General features: G+C 71.4%; 19 protein-coding genes and 1 riboswitch. Of the genes, 8 read left to right on the top strand and 11 right to left on the bottom strand.

Going from position 1 to position 22,442, the window contains the following annotated elements; genetic code table 11:
* Positions 1 to 138: 138 nt before the first annotated feature.
* Positions 139 to 1,527: an aminotransferase gene (locus MFF58_RS10950; RefSeq protein WP_238287247.1), complete on the bottom strand. Its 1,389-nt coding sequence runs from the start codon at positions 1,525 to 1,527 to the stop codon at positions 139 to 141.
* A 124-nt stretch (positions 1,528 to 1,651) separates the two neighbouring features.
* Here MFF58_RS10950 and MFF58_RS10945 point away from each other — a divergent pair, with 124 nt between their 5' ends.
* Entirely contained in the window at positions 1,652 to 2,185 is a 534-nt protein-coding gene (locus MFF58_RS10945; protein ID WP_238287245.1) for a hypothetical protein, read from the top strand.
* A 391-nt stretch (positions 2,186 to 2,576) separates the two neighbouring features.
* Entirely contained in the window at positions 2,577 to 3,068 is a 492-nt protein-coding gene (locus MFF58_RS10940) for a glutathione peroxidase (protein WP_238287243.1), read from the top strand.
* A gap of 28 nt (positions 3,069 to 3,096) precedes the next feature.
* On the opposite strand, the gene MFF58_RS10935 is transcribed toward MFF58_RS10940, so the two are convergent.
* From MFF58_RS10935 to MFF58_RS10920, 4 genes are all read right to left on the bottom strand, one after another.
* Complete coding sequence (locus MFF58_RS10935) at positions 3,097 to 3,393, bottom strand: hypothetical protein (protein ID WP_238287241.1); 297 nt, start codon at positions 3,391 to 3,393, stop codon at positions 3,097 to 3,099.
* Positions 3,394 to 3,530: 137 nt separating this feature from the next.
* Entirely contained in the window at positions 3,531 to 4,322 is a 792-nt protein-coding gene (locus MFF58_RS10930; RefSeq protein WP_238287239.1) for an ATP12 family chaperone protein, read from the bottom strand.
* A gap of 45 nt (positions 4,323 to 4,367) precedes the next feature.
* Positions 4,368 to 5,033 (bottom strand): HAD-IA family hydrolase, encoded by a 666-nt coding sequence (locus MFF58_RS10925; RefSeq protein ID WP_238287237.1) that lies wholly within the window; start codon positions 5,031 to 5,033, stop codon positions 4,368 to 4,370.
* 43 nt (positions 5,034 to 5,076) lie between these two features.
* Positions 5,077 to 5,457: a hypothetical protein gene (locus MFF58_RS10920; protein WP_238287235.1), complete on the bottom strand. Its 381-nt coding sequence runs from the start codon at positions 5,455 to 5,457 to the stop codon at positions 5,077 to 5,079.
* 191 nt (positions 5,458 to 5,648) lie between these two features.
* Here MFF58_RS10920 and MFF58_RS10915 point away from each other — a divergent pair, with 191 nt between their 5' ends.
* The gene (locus MFF58_RS10915) at positions 5,649 to 6,362 is read left to right on the top strand and encodes an alpha/beta fold hydrolase (RefSeq protein WP_238287233.1); all 714 of its coding nucleotides are present in this window, start codon (positions 5,649 to 5,651) and stop codon (positions 6,360 to 6,362) included.
* On the opposite strand, the gene MFF58_RS10910 is transcribed toward MFF58_RS10915, so the two are convergent.
* Positions 6,329 to 7,759 (bottom strand): RluA family pseudouridine synthase, encoded by a 1,431-nt coding sequence (locus MFF58_RS10910; protein ID WP_238287231.1) that lies wholly within the window; start codon positions 7,757 to 7,759, stop codon positions 6,329 to 6,331. The two genes, MFF58_RS10915 and MFF58_RS10910, sit on opposite strands and share 34 nt — an antisense overlap.
* A gap of 592 nt (positions 7,760 to 8,351) precedes the next feature.
* Positions 8,352 to 8,544, top strand: a riboswitch (cobalamin riboswitch).
* Between the two features lie 280 nt (positions 8,545 to 8,824).
* Between MFF58_RS10910 and MFF58_RS10905 the strand changes: the two genes are divergently transcribed.
* Entirely contained in the window at positions 8,825 to 11,008 is a 2,184-nt protein-coding gene (locus MFF58_RS10905) for a TonB-dependent receptor (RefSeq protein WP_238287230.1), read from the top strand.
* Positions 11,002 to 12,462 (top strand): PepSY-associated transmembrane domain-containing protein, encoded by a 1,461-nt coding sequence (locus MFF58_RS10900; protein WP_238287229.1) that lies wholly within the window; start codon positions 11,002 to 11,004, stop codon positions 12,460 to 12,462. The genes MFF58_RS10905 and MFF58_RS10900 overlap by 7 nt, the downstream gene beginning before the upstream one ends.
* Before the next feature lie 223 nt (positions 12,463 to 12,685).
* On the opposite strand, the gene MFF58_RS10895 is transcribed toward MFF58_RS10900, so the two are convergent.
* The 4 genes from MFF58_RS10895 to MFF58_RS10880 all read right to left on the bottom strand — a co-directional run bounded on the left by MFF58_RS10895 (position 12,686) and on the right by MFF58_RS10880 (position 18,000).
* Positions 12,686 to 14,830 (bottom strand): TonB-dependent receptor, encoded by a 2,145-nt coding sequence (locus MFF58_RS10895; protein WP_238287228.1) that lies wholly within the window; start codon positions 14,828 to 14,830, stop codon positions 12,686 to 12,688.
* A 687-nt stretch (positions 14,831 to 15,517) separates the two neighbouring features.
* Positions 15,518 to 16,087, bottom strand: a complete 570-nt coding sequence (locus MFF58_RS10890; RefSeq protein WP_238287379.1) for a MarR family winged helix-turn-helix transcriptional regulator — start codon at positions 16,085 to 16,087, stop codon at positions 15,518 to 15,520.
* Between the two features lie 125 nt (positions 16,088 to 16,212).
* A complete protein-coding gene (locus tag MFF58_RS10885; RefSeq protein WP_238287227.1) occupies positions 16,213 to 16,602 on the bottom strand; it encodes a response regulator in 390 nt (129 codons plus the stop codon).
* Positions 16,603 to 16,734: 132 nt separating this feature from the next.
* Positions 16,735 to 18,000 carry an adenosylmethionine--8-amino-7-oxononanoate transaminase gene (locus MFF58_RS10880; protein ID WP_238287226.1) on the bottom strand — a complete coding sequence of 422 codons (1,266 nt, stop codon included), beginning with the start codon at positions 17,998 to 18,000 and terminating at the stop codon, positions 16,735 to 16,737.
* Between the two features lie 90 nt (positions 18,001 to 18,090).
* Here MFF58_RS10880 and MFF58_RS10875 point away from each other — a divergent pair, with 90 nt between their 5' ends.
* From MFF58_RS10875 to MFF58_RS10865, 3 genes are all read left to right on the top strand, one after another.
* Entirely contained in the window at positions 18,091 to 19,215 is a 1,125-nt protein-coding gene (locus MFF58_RS10875) for an aminotransferase class I/II-fold pyridoxal phosphate-dependent enzyme (protein ID WP_238287225.1), read from the top strand.
* A 116-nt stretch (positions 19,216 to 19,331) separates the two neighbouring features.
* Positions 19,332 to 19,841 (top strand): OsmC family protein, encoded by a 510-nt coding sequence (locus MFF58_RS10870; protein WP_238287224.1) that lies wholly within the window; start codon positions 19,332 to 19,334, stop codon positions 19,839 to 19,841.
* 11 nt (positions 19,842 to 19,852) lie between these two features.
* The gene (locus tag MFF58_RS10865) at positions 19,853 to 20,710 is read left to right on the top strand and encodes a class I SAM-dependent methyltransferase (RefSeq protein WP_238287222.1); all 858 of its coding nucleotides are present in this window, start codon (positions 19,853 to 19,855) and stop codon (positions 20,708 to 20,710) included.
* A gap of 37 nt (positions 20,711 to 20,747) precedes the next feature.
* Here MFF58_RS10865 and MFF58_RS10860 read toward each other — a convergent pair whose 3' ends face one another.
* On the bottom strand, positions 20,748 to 22,346 hold the full coding sequence (locus MFF58_RS10860) for a gamma-glutamyltransferase family protein (RefSeq protein WP_238287221.1): 1,599 nt from the start codon (positions 22,344 to 22,346) through the stop codon (positions 20,748 to 20,750).
* Positions 22,347 to 22,442 lie beyond the last annotated feature (96 nt).

Raw genomic sequence — 22,442 nt, 5'->3', positions numbered from 1 at the left:
CCGTCGGGTTCCCCGACGAGGGGATCCAGCCCACCCCCGCGTCCGGGGGTGCCGCGCAGGCCCCGCGGGATCAGGCCCCGCGGGCTGAGGGATCGGCCCGGAGATGCGGCCCGGATGGGTCGATCCGGGCCGCCCGTGTCACCCCGGCATCGCCTCCAGCCCCTCGGCGCGGATCCAGTCGCGGGTCCGGTCGAGCGCCCGGCCGAGCCGGTCGAACAGCGCGTCGACCTCGTCGGACGCGATGATCAGCGGCGGGCAGACGGCCACGCGGTCGCCCGCGAGCGCCCGCACGATCAGACCCTCGCCCTGCGCGAAGGCCACGCAGCGCGCGGCCACCCCGGCCTTCGGATCGTACTGCCGCTTGGTGGCCTTGTCGGCGACGATCTCCAGGCCGCCGATCAGGCCCATGCCCCCGGCCTCGCCCACGATGGCGTGCTCCGCGAGCGCCGAGAGCCGGCGCTGGAAGTGCGGCGCCTTCTCGGCCGCGCCCTCGATCACGCGGTCGCGGCGGTAGATCTCGATCGCCTTCAGCGCCACCGCGGCGGCCACCGGGTGACCGGAATAGGTGGTGCCGTGCCCGAAGGTGCCGATCTTCTCGCTCTGGCCGACCAGCGCCTCGTAGAGCGGCTCGTCGATGCTCACGCCGCCGAGCGGCATGTAGGCCGAGGTGAGCGCCTTGGCGAAGGAGATCGAGTCCGGCCTCATGCCGAGCGCCTCGCTGCCGAACCAAGTCCCGAGGCGGCCGAAGCCGCAGATCACCTCGTCGGCGATCAGGCGGACCTCGTACTTCGCCAGGACGGCCTGGATGGCCGCGAAATAGCCCCGCGGCGGCACGATCGCCCCGCCGGCACCCATCACGGGCTCGGCGATGAAGGCCGCCACCGTCTCCGGACCCTCGCGCAGGATGGTCTCCTCCAGCTCGGCGGCGAGCCGGGCCGAGTAGGCCTCCTCGCTCTCGCCCGCTTCGGCGCCCCGGTAATGGTGCGCACAGGAGACGTGCAGGAATCCGGGCAGCGGCAGGTCCCAGTCGGCATGGTTCGCCGCGAGGCCGGTCATCGAGGCGCTCGCCACGGTGACGCCGTGATAGCCCTTCTGCCGGGCGATGATCTTCTTCTTCCTCGGCCGTCCCAGCGCGTTGTTGTAGTACCACGCGAGCTTCACCTGGGTGTCGTTGGCCTCCGAGCCCGACGAGGTGAAGAAGATCTTCGAGGTCGGGACCGGCATCAGCTCCTTCAGCGTCTCGGCCAGCTCGATCCCCGGGTCGTGACTGCGGCCGGAGAACAGGTGCGTGAACGGCAGGCGCGCCATCTGCTCCCGGGCCGCCTCCACGAGTTCCGCGTTCGAGTAGCCCAAGGCCGTGCACCAGAGGCCCGACATGCCCTCGATGTAGGACCGCCCCTCCGTGTCGAAGACGTGGACACCCGCGCCGCGCTCCAGGACCAGCGGACCGGTGTGCCGGTGCGTCGACAGGTTGGTGTAGGGGTGGAGCAGGGTTTCGACGTCGCGGGTCGCGAGATTTGACAGCATCGGTCGCAAGGTCCTCAAGCCGCTTGGATCCGCCGCCACACTACCGACCTGATGCGCCCGCAGGTAGCCCGGCGGATCCGCGTCCGGCCGTAGCCGGATGCATGCCGCGCTTGCTGTATGCCCCATGCTGAACCCCGAAGCTTTCGTCGCCCAGCCCGCCCCCGGCCGCGCCTGCGGCGCCTGCACCCTCTGCTGCAAGGTCTACGACGTGCCGGCCGTCGCCAGCGTGGCCGGCCAGTGGTGCCGCCACACCAAGGCCGGACAGGGCTGCGCCATCCACGCGACGCGCCCCGACCATTGCCGGGCGTTCCACTGCCTCTGGATGACGGAGGGCTGGCTCGGTCCGGAATGGAAGCCCGACCGAGCCAAGATGGTGCTCACCCTCGATCCGCTCACCCGCAACATGAACGTGCAGGTCGATCCCGGTCAGCCGAACGCGTGGCGGCGCGAGCCCCATTACGGGCAGCTCAAGCGGTGGGCCGCAGCCTCCGCCCCCCTGCGGCGCCACGTGCTGGTCCACGTCAACAAGACCACCACGATGGTCCTGCCCGACCGCGACGTCAGCCTCGGCGTGGTCTCGGCCCATGAGCGCATCGTCACCCGCGACCGTATGACCCCTCAGGGCCCGAGCTTCGACGTGGAGAAGGTCCCGGCCTGACGGCGCGCGAGCAGGGCGCGGCGCGCACCGACCCGGCATTCCGGGAGGGTGCTTCTCCGCATCGCCGCGAGCCGCGCGGCCTGCGCGGCCGGCAGCTCGGTCCCCATCGCCTCCGGCTCCGAGCAGCCGTCGTGGACGTGAACGTGATGGCGCGTCCTCCGCGCGCCCGATCGGGTCCCGGCGGGGGCGGGGGCGCGGTCGGCGCTCACGCGCCACCATGCCGGGATGTCGCCAGGCCTGGCCTGTGCACAGGCCGGGGAGGCGGCGCCGGCTAGGCCACGTCGGACTGCGCGGCGCGCGGACCGCGACGCGCCCTGTCCCGCCGGGACTTCGGCAGCGCCGCTGCGGGTCGGATCTTGCGAGCGCGGCCGGTTTGGCCGAGTGATCTTGGATGACGATCGTCCACGACTTCACCGTCGCCGCCGCCGACGGCCACGCCTACCCGCTGGCGCAGCACCGCGGCCGCGTTCTGCTGGTGGTCAACACCGCCTCGCGCTGCGGCTTCACCCCGCAATACGAAGGGCTGGAAGCGCTCTGGCGCCGCCACCGGGACGCAGGCCTCACGGTCCTGGGCTTTCCCTGCAACCAGTTCGGCGCTCAGGAGCCGGGTGATGCCGCGGAGATCGAGCACTTCTGCACGCTGCGCTACGACGTGACCTTCCCGGTGCTCGGCAAGATCGCGGTGAACGGGCCCGGGGCCGATCCGCTGTATGACCACCTGACCCGGGCCAAGCCCGGGCTGCTCGGCATGCGGGCGATCAAGTGGAACTTCACCAAGTTCCTGGTGGGCCGCGACGGCCGGGTCCTCGCGCGGTTCGCCCCCGCGACCAAGCCGGCCGCCCTGGAGGCGCAGGTCGAGGCCGCCTTGTCGGCGGGGGGATGACGCCCCGGCCGTAACGCGTCGGGATGCCTCAGGCGTCGAGATCCACGGGGGCTCGGGGACGCTCCCGCACCCGCAGCACCGTCCGCAGGGGCGCCACCGGGAACGGGCGCACGGCGTCGCGAAGAATGCCGACGAGGAAGCGAGCCTCCGCGATCTTCCGCAAGGTCAGCGCCGAGGCTGCCTCCGATCTGGCCCGTCCTTCCAGCGCGCGCAACGCCTCGAACAGCGCATCGCGCGTCCCGTCGAGACCCGAAGACTGATTCTGCGCGATCAGCGACGTCAGCTCACTTTCGAAACGGCAGCAGACTGGCTGATCGGTACGCATGGTCGACCCGAAAACAGGACAGGCGATCCATAAGTCAGTCCTCGCCCGGAGTCAGCGGACGGCACGCGCGTTTCGCCCGGATTTCGGGATTGTTGCGCAATTGCATCTGGGAGACCGGGCCGGACGGCGGTGCCGATTCAGCGCCCCGCCCCGACGAACGCGGCGGCAGCCTCGAAATCGGCGCGGCGGGCCGCGAGGCGGGCTTCGGCCTCCGCGTCCCGGCCCCAGACCTCGGCCTGATAGGTCTCGTCGACGTGCGCCGCGGCCCAGGCCTCGGCCGGGGTCAGCCGGCCGCGCAGCACCGCCAGGGCAATCAGCAGGGAGCCGGAAAGCGTCGTCAGCGTGTGCAGGCCCGTCAGCGCGAACGGATCCGTCTCGGCCGCCACCGCCTCGGAGAGGGCCCGAATCGTGTCGGGCGGCTGCGCCACATGCATCACGCCCTCGCTCAGGATGACCCGGGCGCCGAGTTCTTCCCGCGCCCAGACGAGGATCGGGTCCCAGGCCTCGGCCTGAGCCCGCACCAGACGTTCCGGATCCCCCGCCCGGTAGGCCACCAGATCCGTGCCCGCGTAGGCGCACAGGTCCTCCACCACGGCCGCGTGGCGGGGGGCGACCCCGTCGATCGCCGTGTTGGCGAGGCGCGTCAGGGGCATCCGGGCCGGGTCGATCGACGTCTCCTGCGCGGCCCACTCGGCCGCGACCTTCGCGGCCAAGTCCCGGCTGGGCAGACGCAGCGGGTTGCGGGCCGGGGTGTTGGCGGGGCGTCCGTCGAGGGTCAGGCGGAACCCGTCCGCGTCCTCGGAGAAGCCGGCCTCCGTGTAGAAGCGCCGGGGCAGGGCCGGCTTCGCATGGCCGCGCGCCGCCCGCACCGGGTCGGGTCGCTCGGCGTCGCCCGGTTGCCCGAGCCAGTCAGTCGTCTCATCGCTCATGACCGCGAGATAGGCGTTCCGCGGCCCGCGCGCGAGCCTTCCGGCTCACCGTGCCGCGTCGATTCCATCGAGGAGTCGCGCCGCCAGCGCGGCGGCGCTGGGAACCACCGTCACGGCGCCGGCCCCGTAGAGGGATTCGGGCGGGTGGTAGCCCCAGGCCACCCCCACGGCGACGGCGCCGGCCGCCACGCCCATGGCGATGTCGAAGGTGGTGTCGCCGACCATGATGGTCGCCCCGGGCTCGCAGCCGGCCTCGTCCATGGCCTGCCGCAGCATGGTCGGGTCGGGCTTCGACGGCGCGTCGTCGGCGCTCTGCGTCGTGGCGAACCAATCCGCCCAGCCGTGGTGCGCGATCAGCCGGTCGACGCCCCGCCGCGACTTGCCGGTGGCGAGGCCGATCAGCACGTCGTCCCGGGCGTGCAGCGCGGCCAGAAGCTCCGCCATGCCGGGGAACAGCGGCTCCTCGTGCGCCGGATCGAGGCGCAGGCGGTTGTAGGCCTGCTTGTAGCTCTCCGAGAGTTCGACGATCGGACCATCCTCGCCCACGAGGCGGCGGAAGGCCTGCGGCAGCGACAGGCCGACCACGGACAGCGCCTCCCGCCGCTCCGGAGCCCGCAGGCCGTTCTCCGCGAAGGCGATCCCCTGGGCCGCCACGATCAAGTGCTGGCTGTCGACGAGGGTCCCGTCGACGTCGAAGACGATGAGCCTCATGGCCGGTGGCGGGCCGGGGGCCGCGCGGGCGCGCCGGCCCGCATCACGGCTTCCGGCCCGTCTGCGGCAGCGGGCCGGCGGCGGGCTGACCGGCCTGGCCGCGGGTGCGCTCGTAGCCGAGACGGCAGCGGATCAGGAAGCGCCGCCGCTTGCCGCCGCGCAGGCCCCGCTGGTGCGACGCGCGGTTGCAGGCCGCGTAGGACCGCCGCCGGCGCTCGGCCCGGCCGCTTGAGGCCGGCCGCGGCGCGGTCTGCGCGGGCGATGCCGCGTCCCCCGGCGCGGCGGACGGTTGCGACTTCGCCGCCTCGGTCGGCGCCGCCGGATGGACCGGTGCCGTGGATTTGGGCGCCTCGCCCGGCGCGGCATGCGCGATCGGCCCGGTGAGGCACAGGGCGGCGAGGCAGGCCAGCATCGCGAGCTTCATGCGTCAGGATCTCGAACCGCTTGGAATCGCATCCCGGGGAGTGTCGGGGTGCGGGGCAGCATATGAGGCGGCGCGACCGGTTGCCAAGGCATGCCGGACGCGAGACCCTGGGATGTCGGGCCGCATCCAGGCTCGTATCATGCGCGGCGACCGGCGGCGCCGAAGCCGGCACGCGGAGTACGGAACCGGTCATGAACCTCGTGCTGCTCCCCGGCTTCATGACCGATCCCGACCTGTGGACCGACCTGATGCCCCGTCTGTCCGGGATCGGCCCGGTGATGCACGGCGACGTCACGCAGGACGCGACCATCCACGACATGGCGCTGCGGGTCGCCGCCGCAGCGCCGGACCGGTTCGCTCTGGTAGGCTTCTCGATGGGCGGCTACGTGGCCCGGGCCGTCGCCTACCGCGCACCCGAGCGGGTCCAGGCCCTCGTCCTGATCGCCACCTCGGCGCGGGCCGACACGCGCGCGCAGGCGACACGGAAGGCGTTCGCCGTTGCACAAGTCCGCGAGCAGGGCTTCGCCGGACTGAGCCGGAACGCGATCCTTCAATCCGTACATCCGGAGCGGGCCGGGGACGCGACTCTCCTCGCGCGCATCCGCCGAATGGGCGACCGGCTGGGCGGTCCGGTGTTCCTGCGCCAGGCCGGGCAAGCCCGCATGGCCGACCTCGACCGGCTCGGCACGATCCGATGCCCGACCCTGGTGGTGGTGGCGGCGCAGGACGCCCTGCGCGGCCTCGACGAGGGACGGGAGCTTCGCGACGGCATTTCGGGCGCCACGATCACGGTGATCGACGGATCGGGCCACATGCTGCCCCTGGAGGCGCCCGAGGCCCTGGCCGACGCAATCGTGCCGTGGCTCCTGGATCAGGCCTCCGGCGCCTCGACGATCGGGTCATAGCGGCCGGCATCGAAGCCGAGGAGGTTCCAGCTCTGGGCCATGTGGGGCGGCAGCGGCGCGCTCACGTCCACGGGCTTGCCGGTGCGTGGGTGCGGGATGACGATCCGCCGGGCGAGCAGGTGGAGCCGGTTCTGGATACCCCCCGGCAGCTCCCAGTTCTCGACGGAGAAATATTTGGGATCGCCGACGATCGGGTGGCCGATATGGGCCGCATGGGCGCGCAGCTGGTGCGTGCGGCCGGTCACCGGCTTGAAGGATAGCCAGGACAGCTTCTGGGCGGCCTGGTCGACCATCGCGTAGTAGGTCAGCGCGTGGCTGGCACCCTCGTCGCCGTGCTTGGCGACGCGCATCCGCGCGTCGGCGTCGGTGGGCTCCTCCTTGGCGAGGTAGGTGGAGACGCGGCCCTGACGCACCCGCGGCACGCCGGCGGTCAGCGCCCAGTAGATCTTCCGCGCCGCCCGGGACCGGAAGCTCTTGGCCAGCGTCGCCGCGGCGAGCCGGGTCTTGGCGACGATCAGGCAGCCGGCGGTATCCTTGTCCAGCCGGTGAACGAGGCGGGGCTTCTGGCCGTCCGGGCTGGTGAGCGCGGCGAGCAGGCCGTCCACGTGCCGGACCGTCCCCGACCCGCCCTGGACCGCGAGTCCGAAGGGCTTGTTGAGGATCATCATGTCCGCGTCCTCGTAGAGGATCAGCGAGCGGATGAACTCCGCGTCGTCCTGCTCGCGGGCGGCGCTGCGCGGGCGCTCGGTGGGCTGCTCAAGGCGCAGCGGCGGCACGCGCACGCTCATGCCCGGCTCCAGCCGGTCGTTCGGCTTGGCGCGCTTGCCGTCGACCCGCAACTCACCCTTGCGCACGATGGTTTGCACGCGGGTGAAGGGCAGGAGCGGGAAGCGGGCCGTGAGGAAGCGGTCGATCCGCATCCCGGCCTCGTCCGGCTCCACCGTCAAAGTCTGTACCCCGGACGCGAGGGTCGCGGAGGCGGCGGCGCGCTGCTCGCGGCGTGTCGGGGCGGCTGCGGGCGCCGGCGCGGGGGCCGAGGCCTCCGCGCGCTTGGCCGGGGGCCGGCCTGGTGCGGGCGCGGCCGTACGGCGGGGCGGAGGCGCGTCCCGGCGTGTCGACGCCGGCGCGGTGCGCGCCTTCGGGGGCCGCGCCGGTGCAGCGGCCGCCGGTGCCTGGCCGGCCCCCCACGGGTCGCGCGCCCCGGCATCGTCGCCGCGGTTGCGGGCGGCGCGCTCGGCGGCATCCCGGGCGCTGGTGCGGGGGCCCGTGCGGGCGCGGCCGTCGGCGTAGCCGTTGCCGGCGCCGAACTTGCCGGCCTTGAACGGACCTGCGTTGGATTTGCCGGCCTGAGGCTTGCGCCCCCTCGGCCCGCCGCTTTTGGGAGGTCGTGTCGTCATGTTTCCGCCGGCACCCGTCTCCGCTGCGGACGGGGCGTCCGCGCGCATGGGCCGCGGCGTCGCGGACGTCCGGACCGATGGGATCGACCGGCTGTAGCATCGCCCGCGCGCAGCGGCAAAGGCGGCCCTCCACGCGGGCCCATCAGGGCTCAGAGTCCCAACGAAGCGATCCTGTCCGTCGAGCCGACCGGCCGGCAGGGCGACCGGGAACAGGAAGAGGACCTCGTGCCCGACCAGCCCCTCGTACGCGACGTCATTCGCCCCACGCGCGGGCCGCCGAAGACCGAGACCCTGATGCCGAGTTCCCCTGAAAACGCGTGGATCAGGCCGTTCCGGGCGCTTACGGCGAACGCGACGCTGCTCCCGAGGAGCCGGAAAACCTTGGGCTGTCCGTCATCGGCACGGATCTCGGCCACCGACAAGCTATTGTAGCGCCGGGGCAGGCTCGGGCCTCCAAGCGGATCCCCGCAAGAGGGGCTCCAACCCATATTTCGAACCGATCACCGCGTCCCCGCCGGAGCCGCAACGGAGCACCGCCCGCGTCGATTCACGGCAACCTTCGGACACGCGGTTGACGCCCAGGCGCGCTACGGCCAAGCTGTCGGCCGACGGTTCCCCTTGGGGATCAAAAGGGAACGCGGTGAGGGGTTCGCCCCGAAGCCGCGGCTGCCCCCGCAACTGTAAGCGGCGAGCCCTTCACCACCACGTCACTGGGTCACCCCGGGAAGACGGTGCGAGGGCGGCGACCCGCGAGCCAGGAGACCTGCCGTCAGCCGTGGTCACACGCGAAACGCGCCGGGCGGGGTGTCCTGGCGGGTGTCGAGGCACCGTCAATCCCGAGGGGAGGCGGTCGCCGAGGCCTCGTTCGCGGTGACGTGCCACAGCAAGCGCGCCCGCGACACCGTTCCCGATGTCCGTCTCCGTCCTCTCGAACTCCCCGAATCCGACATCGGGCCGCCGCGCACGCGTTTCGGCGCCGTCACCGAGTGGACGTTGAATTGCAATGTTATTACATTGCTTTTAGACTTGGGGGCCGGCGCGCGCCGCGCACGGACCGCTTCCCTCATGCCTTCATCGCCCCATCGCCCCAGACTCACCGGGACGGCGCCGCTCTGCGGCTTTCTCCTCGCGCTCCTCGCCAGTCCGACCGCCGCTCAGGAGACCGTCACCTTGGATGAACTGTCCGTCGCGGGTGCAGGCGGCGATCCGAGCCGCCTTCCGCCGAACGGCCTCAACCTGCGCACGCCCGACCGGACTGCGAGCCGTGTCGGCCTGACGCCGCTGGAGACCCCGGCCAGCCTCGATATCGTGTCCGGCGAGACCGCGCGGCTGCGCGGCCAGGACACGATCGCCGACGCTGTGACCCAGGACGCCACCGGCATCACCACCATCGCGGCGCCCGGCAACGGCAACGGCGCGTTCACGTCCCGCGGCTTCGCTGGCCCGAACTCGATCCAGCAGCTCTACGACGGCACGCGCTTCTACGTCGGCGCCAACACCGTGACCTTCCCGTTCGACACGTGGAACGTCGAGCGAATCGAGGTGCTGCGCGGGCCGTCCTCGGTGCTCTACGGCGACGGCGCCATCGGCGGCGTCATCAACGTGGTCCCGAAGAAGCCGGTCTTCGTTCCGATCAACACCGCCCGCGCGGTGGTGGGCACCGACGGCGTCGCGCGCCTCGCCCTCGATTCCGGCGGTCCGATCGGGCAAGCCGAGTTCGGCGACACCTTCGCGTATCGCCTCAACGTCAGCGGCAACCGCGCCGACGGTTGGATCCGGCCGGAGGGCGATTTTCGCAACCTCGCGGTCTCGGCCGCCCTCCTGTTCCAGCCGAGCCCGAACCTCGCCATCACCCTGAGCCACGATCTCGGCTACCAGGAGCCCGCCCGCTACTGGGGCACGCCGCTGGTCGAGGGACGGATCCCGGATCTGATCCGGTTCAACAACTACAACGTCCGCGACGCGAAGATCACCTGGGCCGACAACTGGACCCAGATCAAGACCGAATGGTCCCCCTCGGCCGACATTACGATCCGCAACACCGCCTACCGGCTCACCAGCCGGCGCCACTGGCTCGACGTCGAGCAGTACAGCTACAACCGCGGCACCGGACTCGTGAACCGGGGCGACTACCTGGAGATCTACCACAGCCAGGAGCAGGTCGGGGATCGGCTCGACGCGACGTTCCGGGGCAGCCTGTTCGGCCTGCCCAACCAGTTCGTGGCCGGGTTCGACGTGAACCACATCGACTTCCGGCACACCAACAACTTCTACTTTGACCAGACCACCAGCGTGCCCCTCGTAGGCTACGATCCGGGCGTCTTCCCGCAGAACGGCCGGGCGCGGCCTGCCTACGCAACGCAGACGAGCCAGGCCTCGGTCTTCGCGGAGGACCGTCTGATCCTGTCGGACAAGCTCTCGTTCCTCACCGGCGTGCGCCTCGACGTGCCGACGCTGAATCGGGAGGACCTGCAGACGAGATCGCGATTCGAGAAGACCTACCGGGCGCTGGGCTACCGCTTCGGCCTCGTCTACAACCCGACGCCGGACAGCGCGCTCTACGCCCAGTACAGCTTCGCCACCGACCCGGTGAACAGCCTGATCACGCTGAACCAGTCGCTGGCGGGCTTCAAGCTCGCCACAGGCGATCAGGTCGAGATCGGCGCCAAGGGTCTTGCCTTCGACGGTGCCGTGGAATGGACCATCGCGGGCTACCGGATCGTCAAGGACAACCTGATCTCGGCAATCCCCGGCCAGCCGACGCTGTCCACGCAGGTGGGGAGCCAGTCCTCGCAGGGATTCGAGCTGGCCTTGGGCTGGCGCTTTGCTCCGGGCTGGCGGCTGGACGGCAACCTCGCGCTGCTGCACGCGCAGTACGACCGGTTCGACCAGAGCGTGAACGGCACCACCGTCTCCTATGTCGGCAACCAGCCCATCGACGTGCCCGAGCGCGTGGCCAATCTCTGGTTGACCTGGGACATCCACCGCGACTGGACTGCGCGGATCGGGCTCCAGAACGTGGGACAGGTCTACAGCGACTTCGGCAACACGGCGCGGCGCCCGGCCTACAACCTCATCAATGCGGTTCTCGACCATCAGGTCACGGCGGAGTCGCGCCTGTCCCTGCGGGTCTACAACCTGTTCGACAAGGTCTACGCGATCAGCGGCAACGCCGTGAACGGGATCGGGACCAACTGGCTCCTCGGGCGCCCCCGCTCGGTCGAGGTCGCCTACACGGTGACGTGGTGAGCCTGCGGCGGCGGCTCGGCAAGGCAGGACGACGCTGGCTGCTGCTGTTCCACCGCTGGGCCGGGATCGCCGCGGGGCTGTTCTTCGCTTCGTGGATCGGTTCCGGGCTGGTGATGCTCTACGTGCCGTTCCCGACGCTGACCGCGGCCGAGCGCGCGGCGCGGCTCGCCCCGATCGCGTGGGATCAGGTCGCCGTGGCGCCCGGCGACGCGCTCCGCGCCAGTGGGCTTACCGGCACGCCTACCGACTTCGCCCTGGAGATGCAGGGCGCGGAGCCCGTGTACCGGATCGCCGGCCGCGACGGCGCCCGAGCGACGGTGTCGGCGCGGACCGGCGGGCGGCTCGGCCCGCTGCCGCCCGAAGACGCACTGCGTCTCGCGGCCGAGGGGTTCCCGAACGCGCGGTTGGAGCCGGTCGTCCGCGACCAGTGGACCGTCACGGCCCGGTACGACCCGCTGCGGCCCTTCCGGAAGGTCGCCCTCGGCGACGCGGCGGGGACCGAACTCTACGTCTCGCAGGTCACCGGCGAGATCGCCCTCGACACGACGCGGTTCGAGCGGGCCTGGAACTGGGTGGGCGCCGTTGCGCACTGGATCTATCTCACGCCGCTACGTGCCCGGGCGGAGCTGTGGCGGACGGTCTTGCTGTGGCTGTCCGGCTTCGCCGCCCTGGGGGCGCTGAGCGGCCTCGCGATCGGGATCTGGCGCCTGCGCCTTCGGCGCCGCTACGCGGGCGGGACCGTGACGCCGTATCGCGGGCTCGCCCGCTGGCACCACCTGTTCGGCCTCGCGGGCGGGATCGGGCTCTGCACGTTCATCCTCAGCGGCTGGATCTCGATGAACCCGAACCGGTGGTTCGCATCCAGCGCCGCGCCCGCCGAGATCCGCGCCGCCTATGCCGGCGCGCCGCCAGTCTTCGGCCTGAACGCCGGGACCCTGCGCGGCTTCGCCGAACCGGGGACCCGGGTGCTGCGCTTCGCCGCCATCGGCGGGGCCTGGTGGATCGTCGCCGAGGGCGCGGCTGGCCTCTCGGCGCACCGCGCGGATGACGGCTCGATCCTCGATGCAGCGGCGATCGTGCAGGCCGCCGGCGCGGCCCTGCCCGGCGGAGGATTGCGAACGGCGGAGCAGCTGACCGCCTATGATCTGTACTGGTACCCGCACGGTTCCGATCCGCGACCGCTTCCGGTGCTGCGCCTGCAGTTCGGAGATCCTTCCTCCACCTGGCTTCATGTCGATCCCCGGGACGGAACCATCCTCCAGCGCCTGGATCGCTCGGGCCGGATCAACCGATGGCTGTTCGACGCCGCGCACCGCCTCGACCTGCCCGGGCTTACCGGCAATCGTCGGCTGCACGACGCGGCCCAGTGGATCCTGAACCTCCTGGCAACCGGGATCGCCGTGACGGGCATCGTCGCGGACTGGCGTAGGCTGCGCCGCAGCCTGTCTGCTTGATGCTCCTTCTCGTCATCCCGACAGGAGCGAAGCGACGACGCCGTCGACACCGGGACAACCAATCGACGCCACTCATGGTGAGGCGCCCGCGACAGCAGGCCTCGACGGAGCCCTCCAGGAGTCCCATAGCCGGCTAAAGGCCGCCTTCGCGGCGAAGGCTGCGCGCCCGCCCCCCAGGACGAGGCGCGGGTCGGATGAGCACCGACAGCGAGAGGGCAGGCTCTCAGAACCGTGCCGTCAGGAACAGCCGCACGTTCCGTCCGGGCAGCAGGATCTCGTCCTTCTTGAACGACGTCGAATTGCGGATGTCGTCGTTCAGGAGGTTGCGTCCCTGGACCCCGAGGGTGATCGCGCTCGCCCCGTAGACGGCGGGATCGACCGCCTTGGTGTAGCTCAACTCGGCGCGCAAATCGTCGTAGCCGGGGGTCGGCGTCTCGTACACCGCGGTCGCGTCGTGGCTGAAGGCGTGGAGCAGGTTCACCCGCGCGAACCACCCGTCGGCCCGCAGATAGACGCCGCCGCCGACCCGGTAGGGCGGGATGCGCGGCACGTTCGCGCCGTTGTCGAACTGGGCGCGGACGAAATCGAACTGCGCCTCGATGCCGGCGAAGCCGTTGCCGACCGGCAGGAGGTCATACTGGCCGATGATCTCGGCGCCGTAGAAGGTGGCGTTCTGCTGCTGGTAGACGATCTGCCGATTGTCGGTACCGACGCCGCAGGAGGCGAAATCGTCGTCGCAGGTCAGGCCGGTGTAATTGCGGTAGATGAAGCCGGTATAGCGCGTGAAGTAGCCGGTCGCGTCGAGACGGAAGGGTCCCTCGGCCCGCCGGATGCTGGCCTCGACGGTCCGAGCCCGCTCCTTCTTGAGGTTCGGGTTGCCGATCTCGAAGGTCGCGGTGGCGTCGTGTGGCCCCTGCGAGAACAGCTCGTAGCCCGTGGGCCCGCGCTCGACATAGGAGCCGGTGAGGCTCGCCACGAAGCCGTAGGGCAGGTCCTGCAGGGCGCCGATGCTGGCGCTCTTCGGCGCGAAGCGTCGGGTCCGCGCGTACTGGAACGGCTCCTGGCCATCGACCGGCACGTAGTCGGCGGGGAACTGGGCGGCCGTGCTCGACAGCCGGTCGACCTCGTAGCGCCCGGCCGCCTGGAGCCGCGTGCCCGGGCGCAGCTCCAGCTCCTCGAACAGGTAGACCGCGTTGGCACGGGATTCCGTCTTGGGCAGGAACGACTCGAGCTGCGTGTTGATCACGCGCCGGTCCGACTGGAAGCCCAACGCGCCGGTGAGCTTGCCGAACTCGGTGAAGACCGGGACGTGCTGGAGTTCCAGCCGCCCCTCGGCCTCGCGGTTCTTGAAGATCGCCTGGACGCCCTCGATCCCGTCATCGCCAATCCCGACCTCGTTGTGGCGGTAGACCGAGTAGCCCGCCCAGTAGCGGATCACCTCGAACGGGCCGTCGAGCGGGCGGTATTCGCCCCGCGACAGGATGCGGTCCTGGTTCGGGGTGAGGCGGGTCCGGTCCTGTTCGGCCACGCCGCCGGGGATCGCGTAGACCGCGTCGTAGTGGCTGAAGGAGATGCCCACGAAGCCGCGGTCGCCGATCGCCGAGATGCCGACCGCGCCGCCCTGCGACTCGTTGTAGGAGTTGCGCTGGATCCCGCCGGGGATCGCGTAGCTGTCATTCGCGGTCTTGTAGCCGTCGGCGTGGACCGCGACGCCGTCACCGCCGGCATCCACCGTGGCGGCGCCGAGGCGACCGTTGTCGACGCTGGAGAAGCCGCTGGTGACCTGTCCCTGCATCCCGTTCGCGGGGATGAAGGTCGGCACGCGGTTGTTGTCGGCCGAGACCACGCCGCCGATCGCACCGGAGCCGTAGCGCAGGGTTGCGGGGCCGCGGATCACCTCGATCCGGTCGGCCACCAGCGGGTTCACCGGCACGGCGTGATCCTCGCCGAGGTCGGACACACCGCCATTGACGATGCCGTTCTCCTGGATGCGCACCCGGGCGTTGTCGAGGCCGCGAATGATCGGTCGCGAGGCTGCGCCTGGCGCGTAGCTGGTCCCGGAGATACCCGGCCGATCGAACAGGGCGTCTCCCAGGGTCCGGGGCTGATCGCGTGCGATCTGGTCCTGCGTCACCACCGTCACGGGCGAGAACGTGTTGGTCGCCACCGGCAGGACGCCAGGCGGAACCGCGGCATCGGCCACCGGCGCCGCGCGCGGCGCCTGGATCGGGCTCGGACTCGTCACGCTGATCTCGTCGAGCGCCACGGCCTGCTGGGCCTGGGCGACGGACATGCCCAGAAGGCCGGCGCAGAGGGTCGAGGACAGGACCGTGCTGGCGAGAAGGCCGAAGCGGCGAGAAAGAAACATCGAGACTCACACAGTGTTATATCGTTTCATTGTCGCGCTGGAACGAGTTGGCGCAAGGGGTAATCCGGCGCTCCCTTCGAGCTGCCCAGAAACGTTACATCGTTGCAACAACATGCGCGCCCCTTCACTCCTCGGGATCACGCTGCCCATGACTGTGATACGTTATAACACTATCATCCCCTGATGTTGCAGGGGGATTCCGGCGTTCCGATTGTGGTCCTACCAGGCTTCCTCGAAGCCAGTCCGACATATCTGCTCAATCGCCTGCTCACCAACCATGACGGCCGCCGCGTCGCTGGTCATCGTCATCGACTGAGCGCCTCAGCGCCCTCGTCAACGCCATTCGGCCCGGCATGACCGGGGCCAAGGGCGCTCTCTGGCTGTCGTCGCGGCCCGATCGGGTCGGCCAGATCATCCTCTCGAGCGCCGCCCCTGGATCTCCGCGCCGGGGGCGCGGGTGGTCGGCGGTACTGCGGCGGCGATGGCCGGTCGCCAGCGGAGTCTGGCGTGACCGAGGTCAAGGGCTGGCTTTCGTCGCCACCGGCAGGCACGAGGCCGCGCTCGCGGCGGCGCTGGATGCCTGCCTGATCGAGACTAGGGCCTGGCAGGGACCGATCGATCCCGCGCCCTACCGGGACCGGCCACACCCGCTCCCGGCGTCGCGCCAAGCGGCAGGAGCGTGGCCGCTCAGGTGGCCAACCCCTCGCTATCGTCCTCCGCCTCGATTTCGGCGTCGGCCTCGGTCGTCTGACCTGCGGCGCCGGCGGCCTCGGCCAATCCACGCGCGGCCTTGCGCAGGAGCTTGCGGAGCCGTCGGCGGTCGGTCTTGTCGAGGTGGTCGAGCAGCTCGGCCTCGACCTCTTCCTGAATCCGCTCGATCGCGGCGGCCTTCGCGAGGCCCGATTCCGTGAGCTGGACGCGAACCACGCGTCCATCGCCCGATTCGGCCCGGCGCTCGACGATGCCGAGAGCCGCCAGCCGCGTCACAGTTTTCGAGGCGGTTGGCGGACGCACCCGCAACAGGGCGGCAAGGTCGCCCATGGTCATCGTGCCGGCCGCGGCCAGCGCCTGAACCACCTGCTCCTGGCCGGCGAACAAGCCGAGCTTGGCCAAGCGGTCGCCGGTGCGAGCCCGATGCAGGCGCGCCGCCTGCACCAGCGCCCAGCCGACGCTGCGAACACCGGGTGGCCGCATCTTCTTGGACGACAGCGGCGGTCGGTCCTCGTCGTGACGATCGCGTTTCTGGTTATCGCCCACCGGAACGCCCGAGTTCGTGCCGGCGGCCGCCGGATGATCCTGAATCTGCACCGTCCATCCCCCGTCGCCGGCCGCCCAGGACCTGTGGCGGTGGCCGGTGACGCTGCGATGACGGGGCCGGACGCTCAGCAGTGCATGAGACGCTGAAGCCGATCCAGGATATCTTCGCCGGTGCACGGCCGGGCGATGAAATCGGCATGCTCGGGCATGCGGGCCGGATCGGGCGCGGCCCGTCCCGAGACGATCAGGATCGGCAGTTGCGGCCGCGCCTCGGCCACGGAACTCGCGAGGTCGAACCCGTCCGTCTTGCCCGAGAGCTGGACGTCCGTGACGAGCCCGCAGATATCCGGGCGCGCCTGCAGGATGCTGAGCGCCCGCTCGGCGGAAGCACACTGGACCGTGTCGTAGCCGCCTTCCTCCAGAACGTCCCCGAGATCCATGATCGTCAGCGCCTCGTCTTCGACGAGGAGGATCACCGGCCGATCGCCGCCAATACCCGTCTGCTCACTCGCCACTGTTTACTCCCTCCGGCAGCATGCGGCCGTGAGGGCCGCCGCACGCGTCTTCTGCCGTAGGCCCAACGGCAGAAACGGTTCCGGGTTGCAGGCCGGGGCGGCAGGCTTTCTTTCGCACCGCGGCGAGTCCCGTCACGCGGCCGAAGAACCCAGATCGGTCACCACGGCCACGACCGCGTCGGTCAAGCGGTCGAGATCCCCGTCCGCGATGGTGAGGGCGGGCGTGAGATAGACGATGTCGCCGAACGGCCGAACCCAGACGCCGCGGTCGAGCAGCCGAGACTTCAGGACGGCGAGATCCGGCGGCCGGGAGAACTGTACCGCGCCGATGGCGCCAAGGGTCCGGACATCGGCCACGCCGGACACGCGTCTCAGGGATTCCAGCCCGTCCGCGAGCCTGAGCGCGATGACGCGCGCCTGGGCCAGCCGCGGCTCGGTCTCGAACAGGTCGAGGCTGGCATTGGCCGCCGCGCAGGCGAGTGGGTTGGCCATGAAGGTCGGGCCGTGCATCAGCGCGGCGGCAGGATCCTCGGACCAGAAGGCCTCGAAGACCTCCCCGCGCGCGACGGTGGCGGCGAGCGCCATGGTGCCGCCGGTCAGCGCCTTCGACAGGCAGAGAATGTCGGGCACGACCCCGGCCTGCTCGCACGCGAACAGGCTTCCGGTCCGGCCGAAGCCGGTGAAGATCTCGTCGGCGATGAGCGGCAGACCGTGATGGCGGGCGAGGCGGGCGACGGTAGCGAGGACCTCGGGCGGGTGCATCCGCATGCCGCCTGCGCCCTGGACCAGGGGCTCGACGATGACGGCCGCCAAGGTCTGGCGATGCGCCGCCAGTGTGGCGTCGAGCGCCGTGGTCTCGGCCGCGCTCCGCGGCAGGTCGCAGAAGAGCTGGTCGGGCAGGTAGGCGCCGAAGCGGCGATGCATGCCCTCCTCGGGGTCGCAGACCGACATCGCCCCCATCGTGTCGCCGTGGTAGCCGCCGCGGAAAGCCAGGACCCTCGTCCGACCGCTCACCCCGCGGTTGATCCACATCTGCGCCGCCATCTTGAGCGCGACTTCCACGGCGACCGAACCCGAATCGCTCAGGAAGACGTGGTCGAGGTCGCCCGGCAGCAGGGCGGCGAGCCGGGCCGCGAGCCGTTCGGCCGGCTGATGGGTGAGGCCGCCGAACATCACGTGCGGCATGCGGGCGAGCTGGTCGGTCACGGCCTGGGCTATGTGCGGGTGATTGTATCCGTGCACGGCCGTCCACCAGGAGGCGATGCCGTCCACGAGTTCGCGGCCGTCGGCGAGCACGATGCGGGTGCCGCGCGTCGCCACCGCCTCCAGCGGCGGCGGGGCGCGGCGCATCTGCGTGTAGGGCCGCCAGAGATGGCGTGCGGGCGCTTCGCGGATCATGCGACCGGCATGGTGGGGCTCCGGACGGGGGTCAAGGGTTCGGCGGCCACCGCTTGACTTTGCCGCCGCGGCGGCTCCCATCCCGACCTGATGGACAGCCTCGACGCCTTCGCCCGCGGGAAACTCGACGCCCTGGAAACCGGCAGCCTGCGCCGCCGGCTCACGCCGACCGAGCGCGGACCGGATGCGGCGGCGACCCGGCGGGGACGGGCGCTCGTCTCGTTCTCCTGCAACGATTATCTCGGTCTCTCGCAGCACCCGCGGGTGATCGCGGCGGCACAGGCTGCCGCGGCGAGCCACGGTGCGGGCGCCGGCGGATCGCGGCTCGTGACCGGCGACCACCCGTATCTCGGCGCCCTGGAAGAGCGGCTGGCACGGCACAAGGGCGTGGAAGCCGCCCTGATCTTCGGCAGCGGCTACCTCGCCAATCTGGGCATCACCCCGGCGCTGGCCGGGCGCGGTGACCTCGTCCTGCTCGACGACCTGTCCCACGCCTGCATGTGGGCCGGCGCGCGGCTGTCGGGCGCGCGGGTGCTCACGTTTCGCCACAACGATGTCGGCCACCTCGCCGCGCAGCTCACCGAGCACCGGTCTCATCACGGGCGCGCCCTCGTGCTCACCGAGCGGGTGTTCAGCATGGACGGCGATCGGGCGCCGCTCGGCGACATCCTGGGCGTCGCGGAAAGCTTCGACGCCTGGACGCTCGTGGACGACGCCCACGGGATCGGCGTGGTCGAGGACGGGCCGCGGGCGCCGCTGGAGATGGGCACCCTGTCGAAGGCGCTCGGCTCCTACGGCGGCTACCTCTGCGCGTCACGGCCCGTGATCGACCTGATGACGAGCCGCGCCCGAAGCTTCGTCTACACGACCGGTCTGCCCCCGGCCTCGGCCGCCGCCGCCCTGGAGGCCCTGACGATCCTCGAGGCGGAGCCCGAACGGCGCGCGCGGCCCGTGGCTCTCGCCCGGCGTTTCACCGCCCGGCTGGGCCTGCCGGAGGCCGAGAGCGCCGTCGTGCCGGTCCTGGTCGGCGAGGCGCAGGCGGCGCTCGACATCTCGGCCGCGCTGGAATCGGCCGGGTTCCTGGTCGTGGCGATCCGCCCGCCGACGGTGCCGGCCGGGACCGCACGGCTGCGGGTGGCCTTCTCGGCCGCCCATGACGAGGCCCAGGTTGACGCCTTGGCCGAGGCGGTGGCGGCGCTCACCGAACGCGCCTGAGGGCCGCTTTTCGTCCGCATCCCGTCCACCTATACCGGAGCCCCGCCGCGGCCGGAGCGTTCCGGCCGGCCCGCCGCCGAGAAGCGGGCGCGAACCCGATTCGAGAGGACGACGCCATGGATGCCACTGCGCTGCGAGCCCTCCAGGCTCCGATCAAGGACAAGTACCGCACCGCGCCGGACGCGGCGGTCATCACCCTGAAGGCCCGAGGCACGCTGGACGACAGCAAGATCGCCTGCAAGGTCGAGACAGGGCGCGCCATCGCGGAGGCCGGGCTCCATCCGGCGACAGGCGGATCGGGCGCGGAGCTGTGCTCGGGCGACATGCTGCTCGAGGCCCTGGTCGCCTGCGCGGGCGTGACCCTCAAGGCGGTGGCCACCGCCCTGGAGATCCCGCTCCGTTCGGGCACGGTCAGCGCCGAGGGCGACCTGGATTTCCGCGGCACCCTCGGAGTCGACAAGGAGGCGCCCGTGGGCTTCCGCAGCATCCGCCTGTTCTTCGAACTCGACACCGACGCGCCGGAGGACAAGCTCGCGCAGCTCCTCAAGCTCACCGAGCGCTACTGCGTGGTGTTCCAGACCCTGAACCACAAGCCCGAACTGTCAGTGGCCACGACCACGGTCTGACGGAGGCGATCATGGCGGGCGGCATCACCCAGACCGAGTACTGGAACGGCGAGGTCGGCGCGCGCTGGGCGCGCAATCAGGCCGTCCTCGACGGGATGTTCGTCCCGCTGACGGAGGCGCTGTTCGCCCGCCTGCCCTTCGATCCCGGCGACACGGCGCTCGATATCGGCTGTGGCTCAGGGGCCACCACCCTGGAGGCGGCGCGTCGGGTCGGGCCCGGCGGCGCCATCACGGGAGCCGACATCTCGGCGCCGCTGCTGGCCGTCGCCAGGAGCCGCGTCGCCGGGGAGGCGTCAGGTGCCGCGCCGATCCGGTTCGTCGAGGCCGACGTGGAGCGGGCGGATCTCGGGCACTTCGACATCGCCCTCTCGCGTTTCGGCGTGATGTTCTTCTCGGATTCCGGTCGCGCTTTCGCCAACCTGCGACGGATGCTCAAGCCGGGCGGCCGGCTGACCTTCCTGTGCTGGCGGCCGCTCTCCGAGAACCTCTGGGTGAGCGTGCCGCGGGACGCGGTGCTGCCGCTCCTGCCCGAGATTCCGCCGCCGCCTCAGCCCGACACGCCGGGACCGTTCCGCTTCGCCGATGCCGACCCGCTGGTCGCGCTCCTGCGCGGCGCCGGGTTCGCGCGCGTCACCTGCGACGCGCTCGACCGCGACATCGTCGTCGGACAGGGCGCGACCGACGCGGCGGCGACCGACGCGGCCACCCGGGTCTCCCTCGACCTCGGCCCGAGCTCGCACCTCATCCGCGAGGCCGCCCCGGATCTGCGAGCGCGAGCCGAAGCGGCGGTGACGAAGATTCTGCGACCGTACGCGCAAGGCGGTGTTGTGCGGCTGCGCGCCGCCTGCTGGCTCGCTCAGGCCGCGTGAGCGGCCGTCTCCGGCGACCGCGCACGCGACCCCGGCCTCACAGTCCCAACGCTCCGCCATCCGAGCGGGGATCATGGGTGGCCTCGATCCGCCCGTTGCGTGCATGGCGCACCAGCATGCCGGCGTGGCCCAGCGAGTCGATGTAGGCGCCGCCCAGCTCCTCGATCTCGTGGCCGAGGCGGCCGAGGGCCGCGATGCAGGCCGGATCGAACCGGTCCTCCACCTTGACGCTCAGCGAGGGCGCCCCCCAGGTGCGTCCGTAGAGGAGGCGCGGGGCATCGACCGCGTCCGCCACCGACATCCCGTAATCGGCGTAGCGGCTGAAGATCTGCGCCTGGAACTGCGGCTGCCCGTCGCCGCCCATGCTGCCGTAGCTCATGACCCGGCCGTCGTCGAAGGCGGCGAGCGCCGGGATCAGCGTGTGGAACGGGCGCCGGCCCGGCTCCAGCGGGTTCACGGCCGTCGGATCAAGCGAGAACGACATGCCGCGGTTCTGCCAGCAGATGCCGGTAGCCGGCAGGACCGTGCCGGAGCCGTATTCCCAGTAGACCGACTGGATGTAGGAGACGGCGAGCCCGTCCGTGTCGATCGCGCCCATCCAGACCGTGTCGCCGTGACCCGGATCGGGCAGGGGCACCGACGCGGCGCGGCGCATGTCGATCAGCGCCGCCTCGCGGGCGATACGCTCCGGGGTCAGGAAGGCGGCTGGGTCGTGCCGCAGGCGGCCGAAATCCGTCACCACGCGGTCGCGGATCGCGAAGGCCCGCTTCGTGGCCTCGATCAAGCCGTGATAATGCGCCGTGCCCTCCGCCTCGGCGATGTCGAGCCGGTCGAAGATGCCGAGGATCAGCAGCGCGGCGAGCCCCTGGGTCGGCGGCGGGAAGTTGTAGAGCGTCGCGCCGCGCCGCCGGATCGCCAGCGGCGCGCGCTCGGCCGCCGCGAAGCCCTCCAGGTCCGCCCGGGTGACCGGGGCGCCGAGGCGTTCCAGATCTGCGGCGATCTCCCGTCCGATATCGCCACGGTAGAAATCGCGGAGACCCGCATGGGCCAGCTGCTCCAGGGTGGCGGCGAGACGCGGCAGGGCCCGGATCTCGCCGGCCGGATAGGGCTTGCCGTCCTTCAGGAAGGTCTTCGAGAAGTTCGGGGCGTCGTGGAGCGTATCGAGTTCCTGGGGCACGTAGCGCGCCTCGGAGGGTGAGACCGGCACCCCGGTGCGCGCCTGTCCGATCGCGTCGGCGAGCAGCGTCTCCAGCGGCAGGCGGCCTCCGAGCGCCCGTGCCAGCTCCAGGGCGAGGCGCCAGCCGCCGACCGCGCCCGCGACCGTGACCATGGCATCGGGACCGCGCGCCGGGATCGTGTCGTAGCCCTTCTCGCGGTAGCGCTGGAGCGTGGCGAGGCGCCCCGCCGGCCCGCAGGCCTCGATGCCGCGCACCCGGCCGCCGCGCTCGCGCACCAGCCAGAAACCGTCGCCGCCGATGCCGTTCATGTGCGGGTAGGCCACCGCGATGGAGGCGGCCATCGCCACCATCGCCTCAATGGCATTGCCGCCCTGGGCCAGCACGGTCTGGCCGGCCTGCGCGGCGAGGCGGTGGGGCGCGGCGACGGCCGCGGTGGTGAAGACGGGGGTCTCGGGCATCGACGATCCTGTGCTCTACCAGCCGCAGGGTTAGGCGAGCCTGTGCGTCCTGCAAAGGCCGAGCGTGTTCAGGCGTTCGGCCGTGCTATAAAGAGC

The sequence above is a fragment of the Methylobacterium longum genome, from assembly GCF_022179385.1.
GTDB lineage: Bacteria > Pseudomonadota > Alphaproteobacteria > Rhizobiales > Beijerinckiaceae > Methylobacterium > Methylobacterium longum.
Note: the sequence above shows the minus strand (reverse complement) of the source record. Positions and strands in the feature narration are given on the sequence as shown.

Bases quoted from the DNA above. Each gene is read 5' to 3' on its own strand.
- MFF58_RS10880 (WP_238287226.1), bottom strand. From the start codon at position 18,000: ATGATCCGCGAAGCGCCCGCACGCCATCTCTGGCGGCCCTACACGCAG.
- MFF58_RS10925 (WP_238287237.1), bottom strand. From the start codon at position 5,033: ATGAGGCTCATCGTCTTCGACGTCGACGGGACCCTCGTCGACAGCCAG.
- MFF58_RS10935 (WP_238287241.1), bottom strand. From the start codon at position 3,393: ATGCGTACCGATCAGCCAGTCTGCTGCCGTTTCGAAAGTGAGCTGACG.
- MFF58_RS10940 (WP_238287243.1), top strand. From the start codon at position 2,577: ATGACGATCGTCCACGACTTCACCGTCGCCGCCGCCGACGGCCACGCC.
- MFF58_RS10950 (WP_238287247.1), bottom strand. From the start codon at position 1,527: ATGCTGTCAAATCTCGCGACCCGCGACGTCGAAACCCTGCTCCACCCC.
- MFF58_RS10865 (WP_238287222.1), top strand. From the start codon at position 19,853: ATGGCGGGCGGCATCACCCAGACCGAGTACTGGAACGGCGAGGTCGGC.
- MFF58_RS10860 (WP_238287221.1), bottom strand. From the start codon at position 22,346: ATGCCCGAGACCCCCGTCTTCACCACCGCGGCCGTCGCCGCGCCCCAC.
- MFF58_RS10930 (WP_238287239.1), bottom strand. From the start codon at position 4,322: ATGAGCGATGAGACGACTGACTGGCTCGGGCAACCGGGCGACGCCGAG.
- MFF58_RS10945 (WP_238287245.1), top strand. From the start codon at position 1,652: ATGCTGAACCCCGAAGCTTTCGTCGCCCAGCCCGCCCCCGGCCGCGCC.
- MFF58_RS10875 (WP_238287225.1), top strand. From the start codon at position 18,091: ATGGACAGCCTCGACGCCTTCGCCCGCGGGAAACTCGACGCCCTGGAA.
- MFF58_RS10915 (WP_238287233.1), top strand. From the start codon at position 5,649: ATGAACCTCGTGCTGCTCCCCGGCTTCATGACCGATCCCGACCTGTGG.
- MFF58_RS10920 (WP_238287235.1), bottom strand. From the start codon at position 5,457: ATGAAGCTCGCGATGCTGGCCTGCCTCGCCGCCCTGTGCCTCACCGGG.
- MFF58_RS10870 (WP_238287224.1), top strand. From the start codon at position 19,332: ATGGATGCCACTGCGCTGCGAGCCCTCCAGGCTCCGATCAAGGACAAG.
- MFF58_RS10905 (WP_238287230.1), top strand. From the start codon at position 8,825: ATGCCTTCATCGCCCCATCGCCCCAGACTCACCGGGACGGCGCCGCTC.
- MFF58_RS10895 (WP_238287228.1), bottom strand. From the start codon at position 14,830: ATGTTTCTTTCTCGCCGCTTCGGCCTTCTCGCCAGCACGGTCCTGTCC.
- MFF58_RS10910 (WP_238287231.1), bottom strand. From the start codon at position 7,759: ATGACGACACGACCTCCCAAAAGCGGCGGGCCGAGGGGGCGCAAGCCT.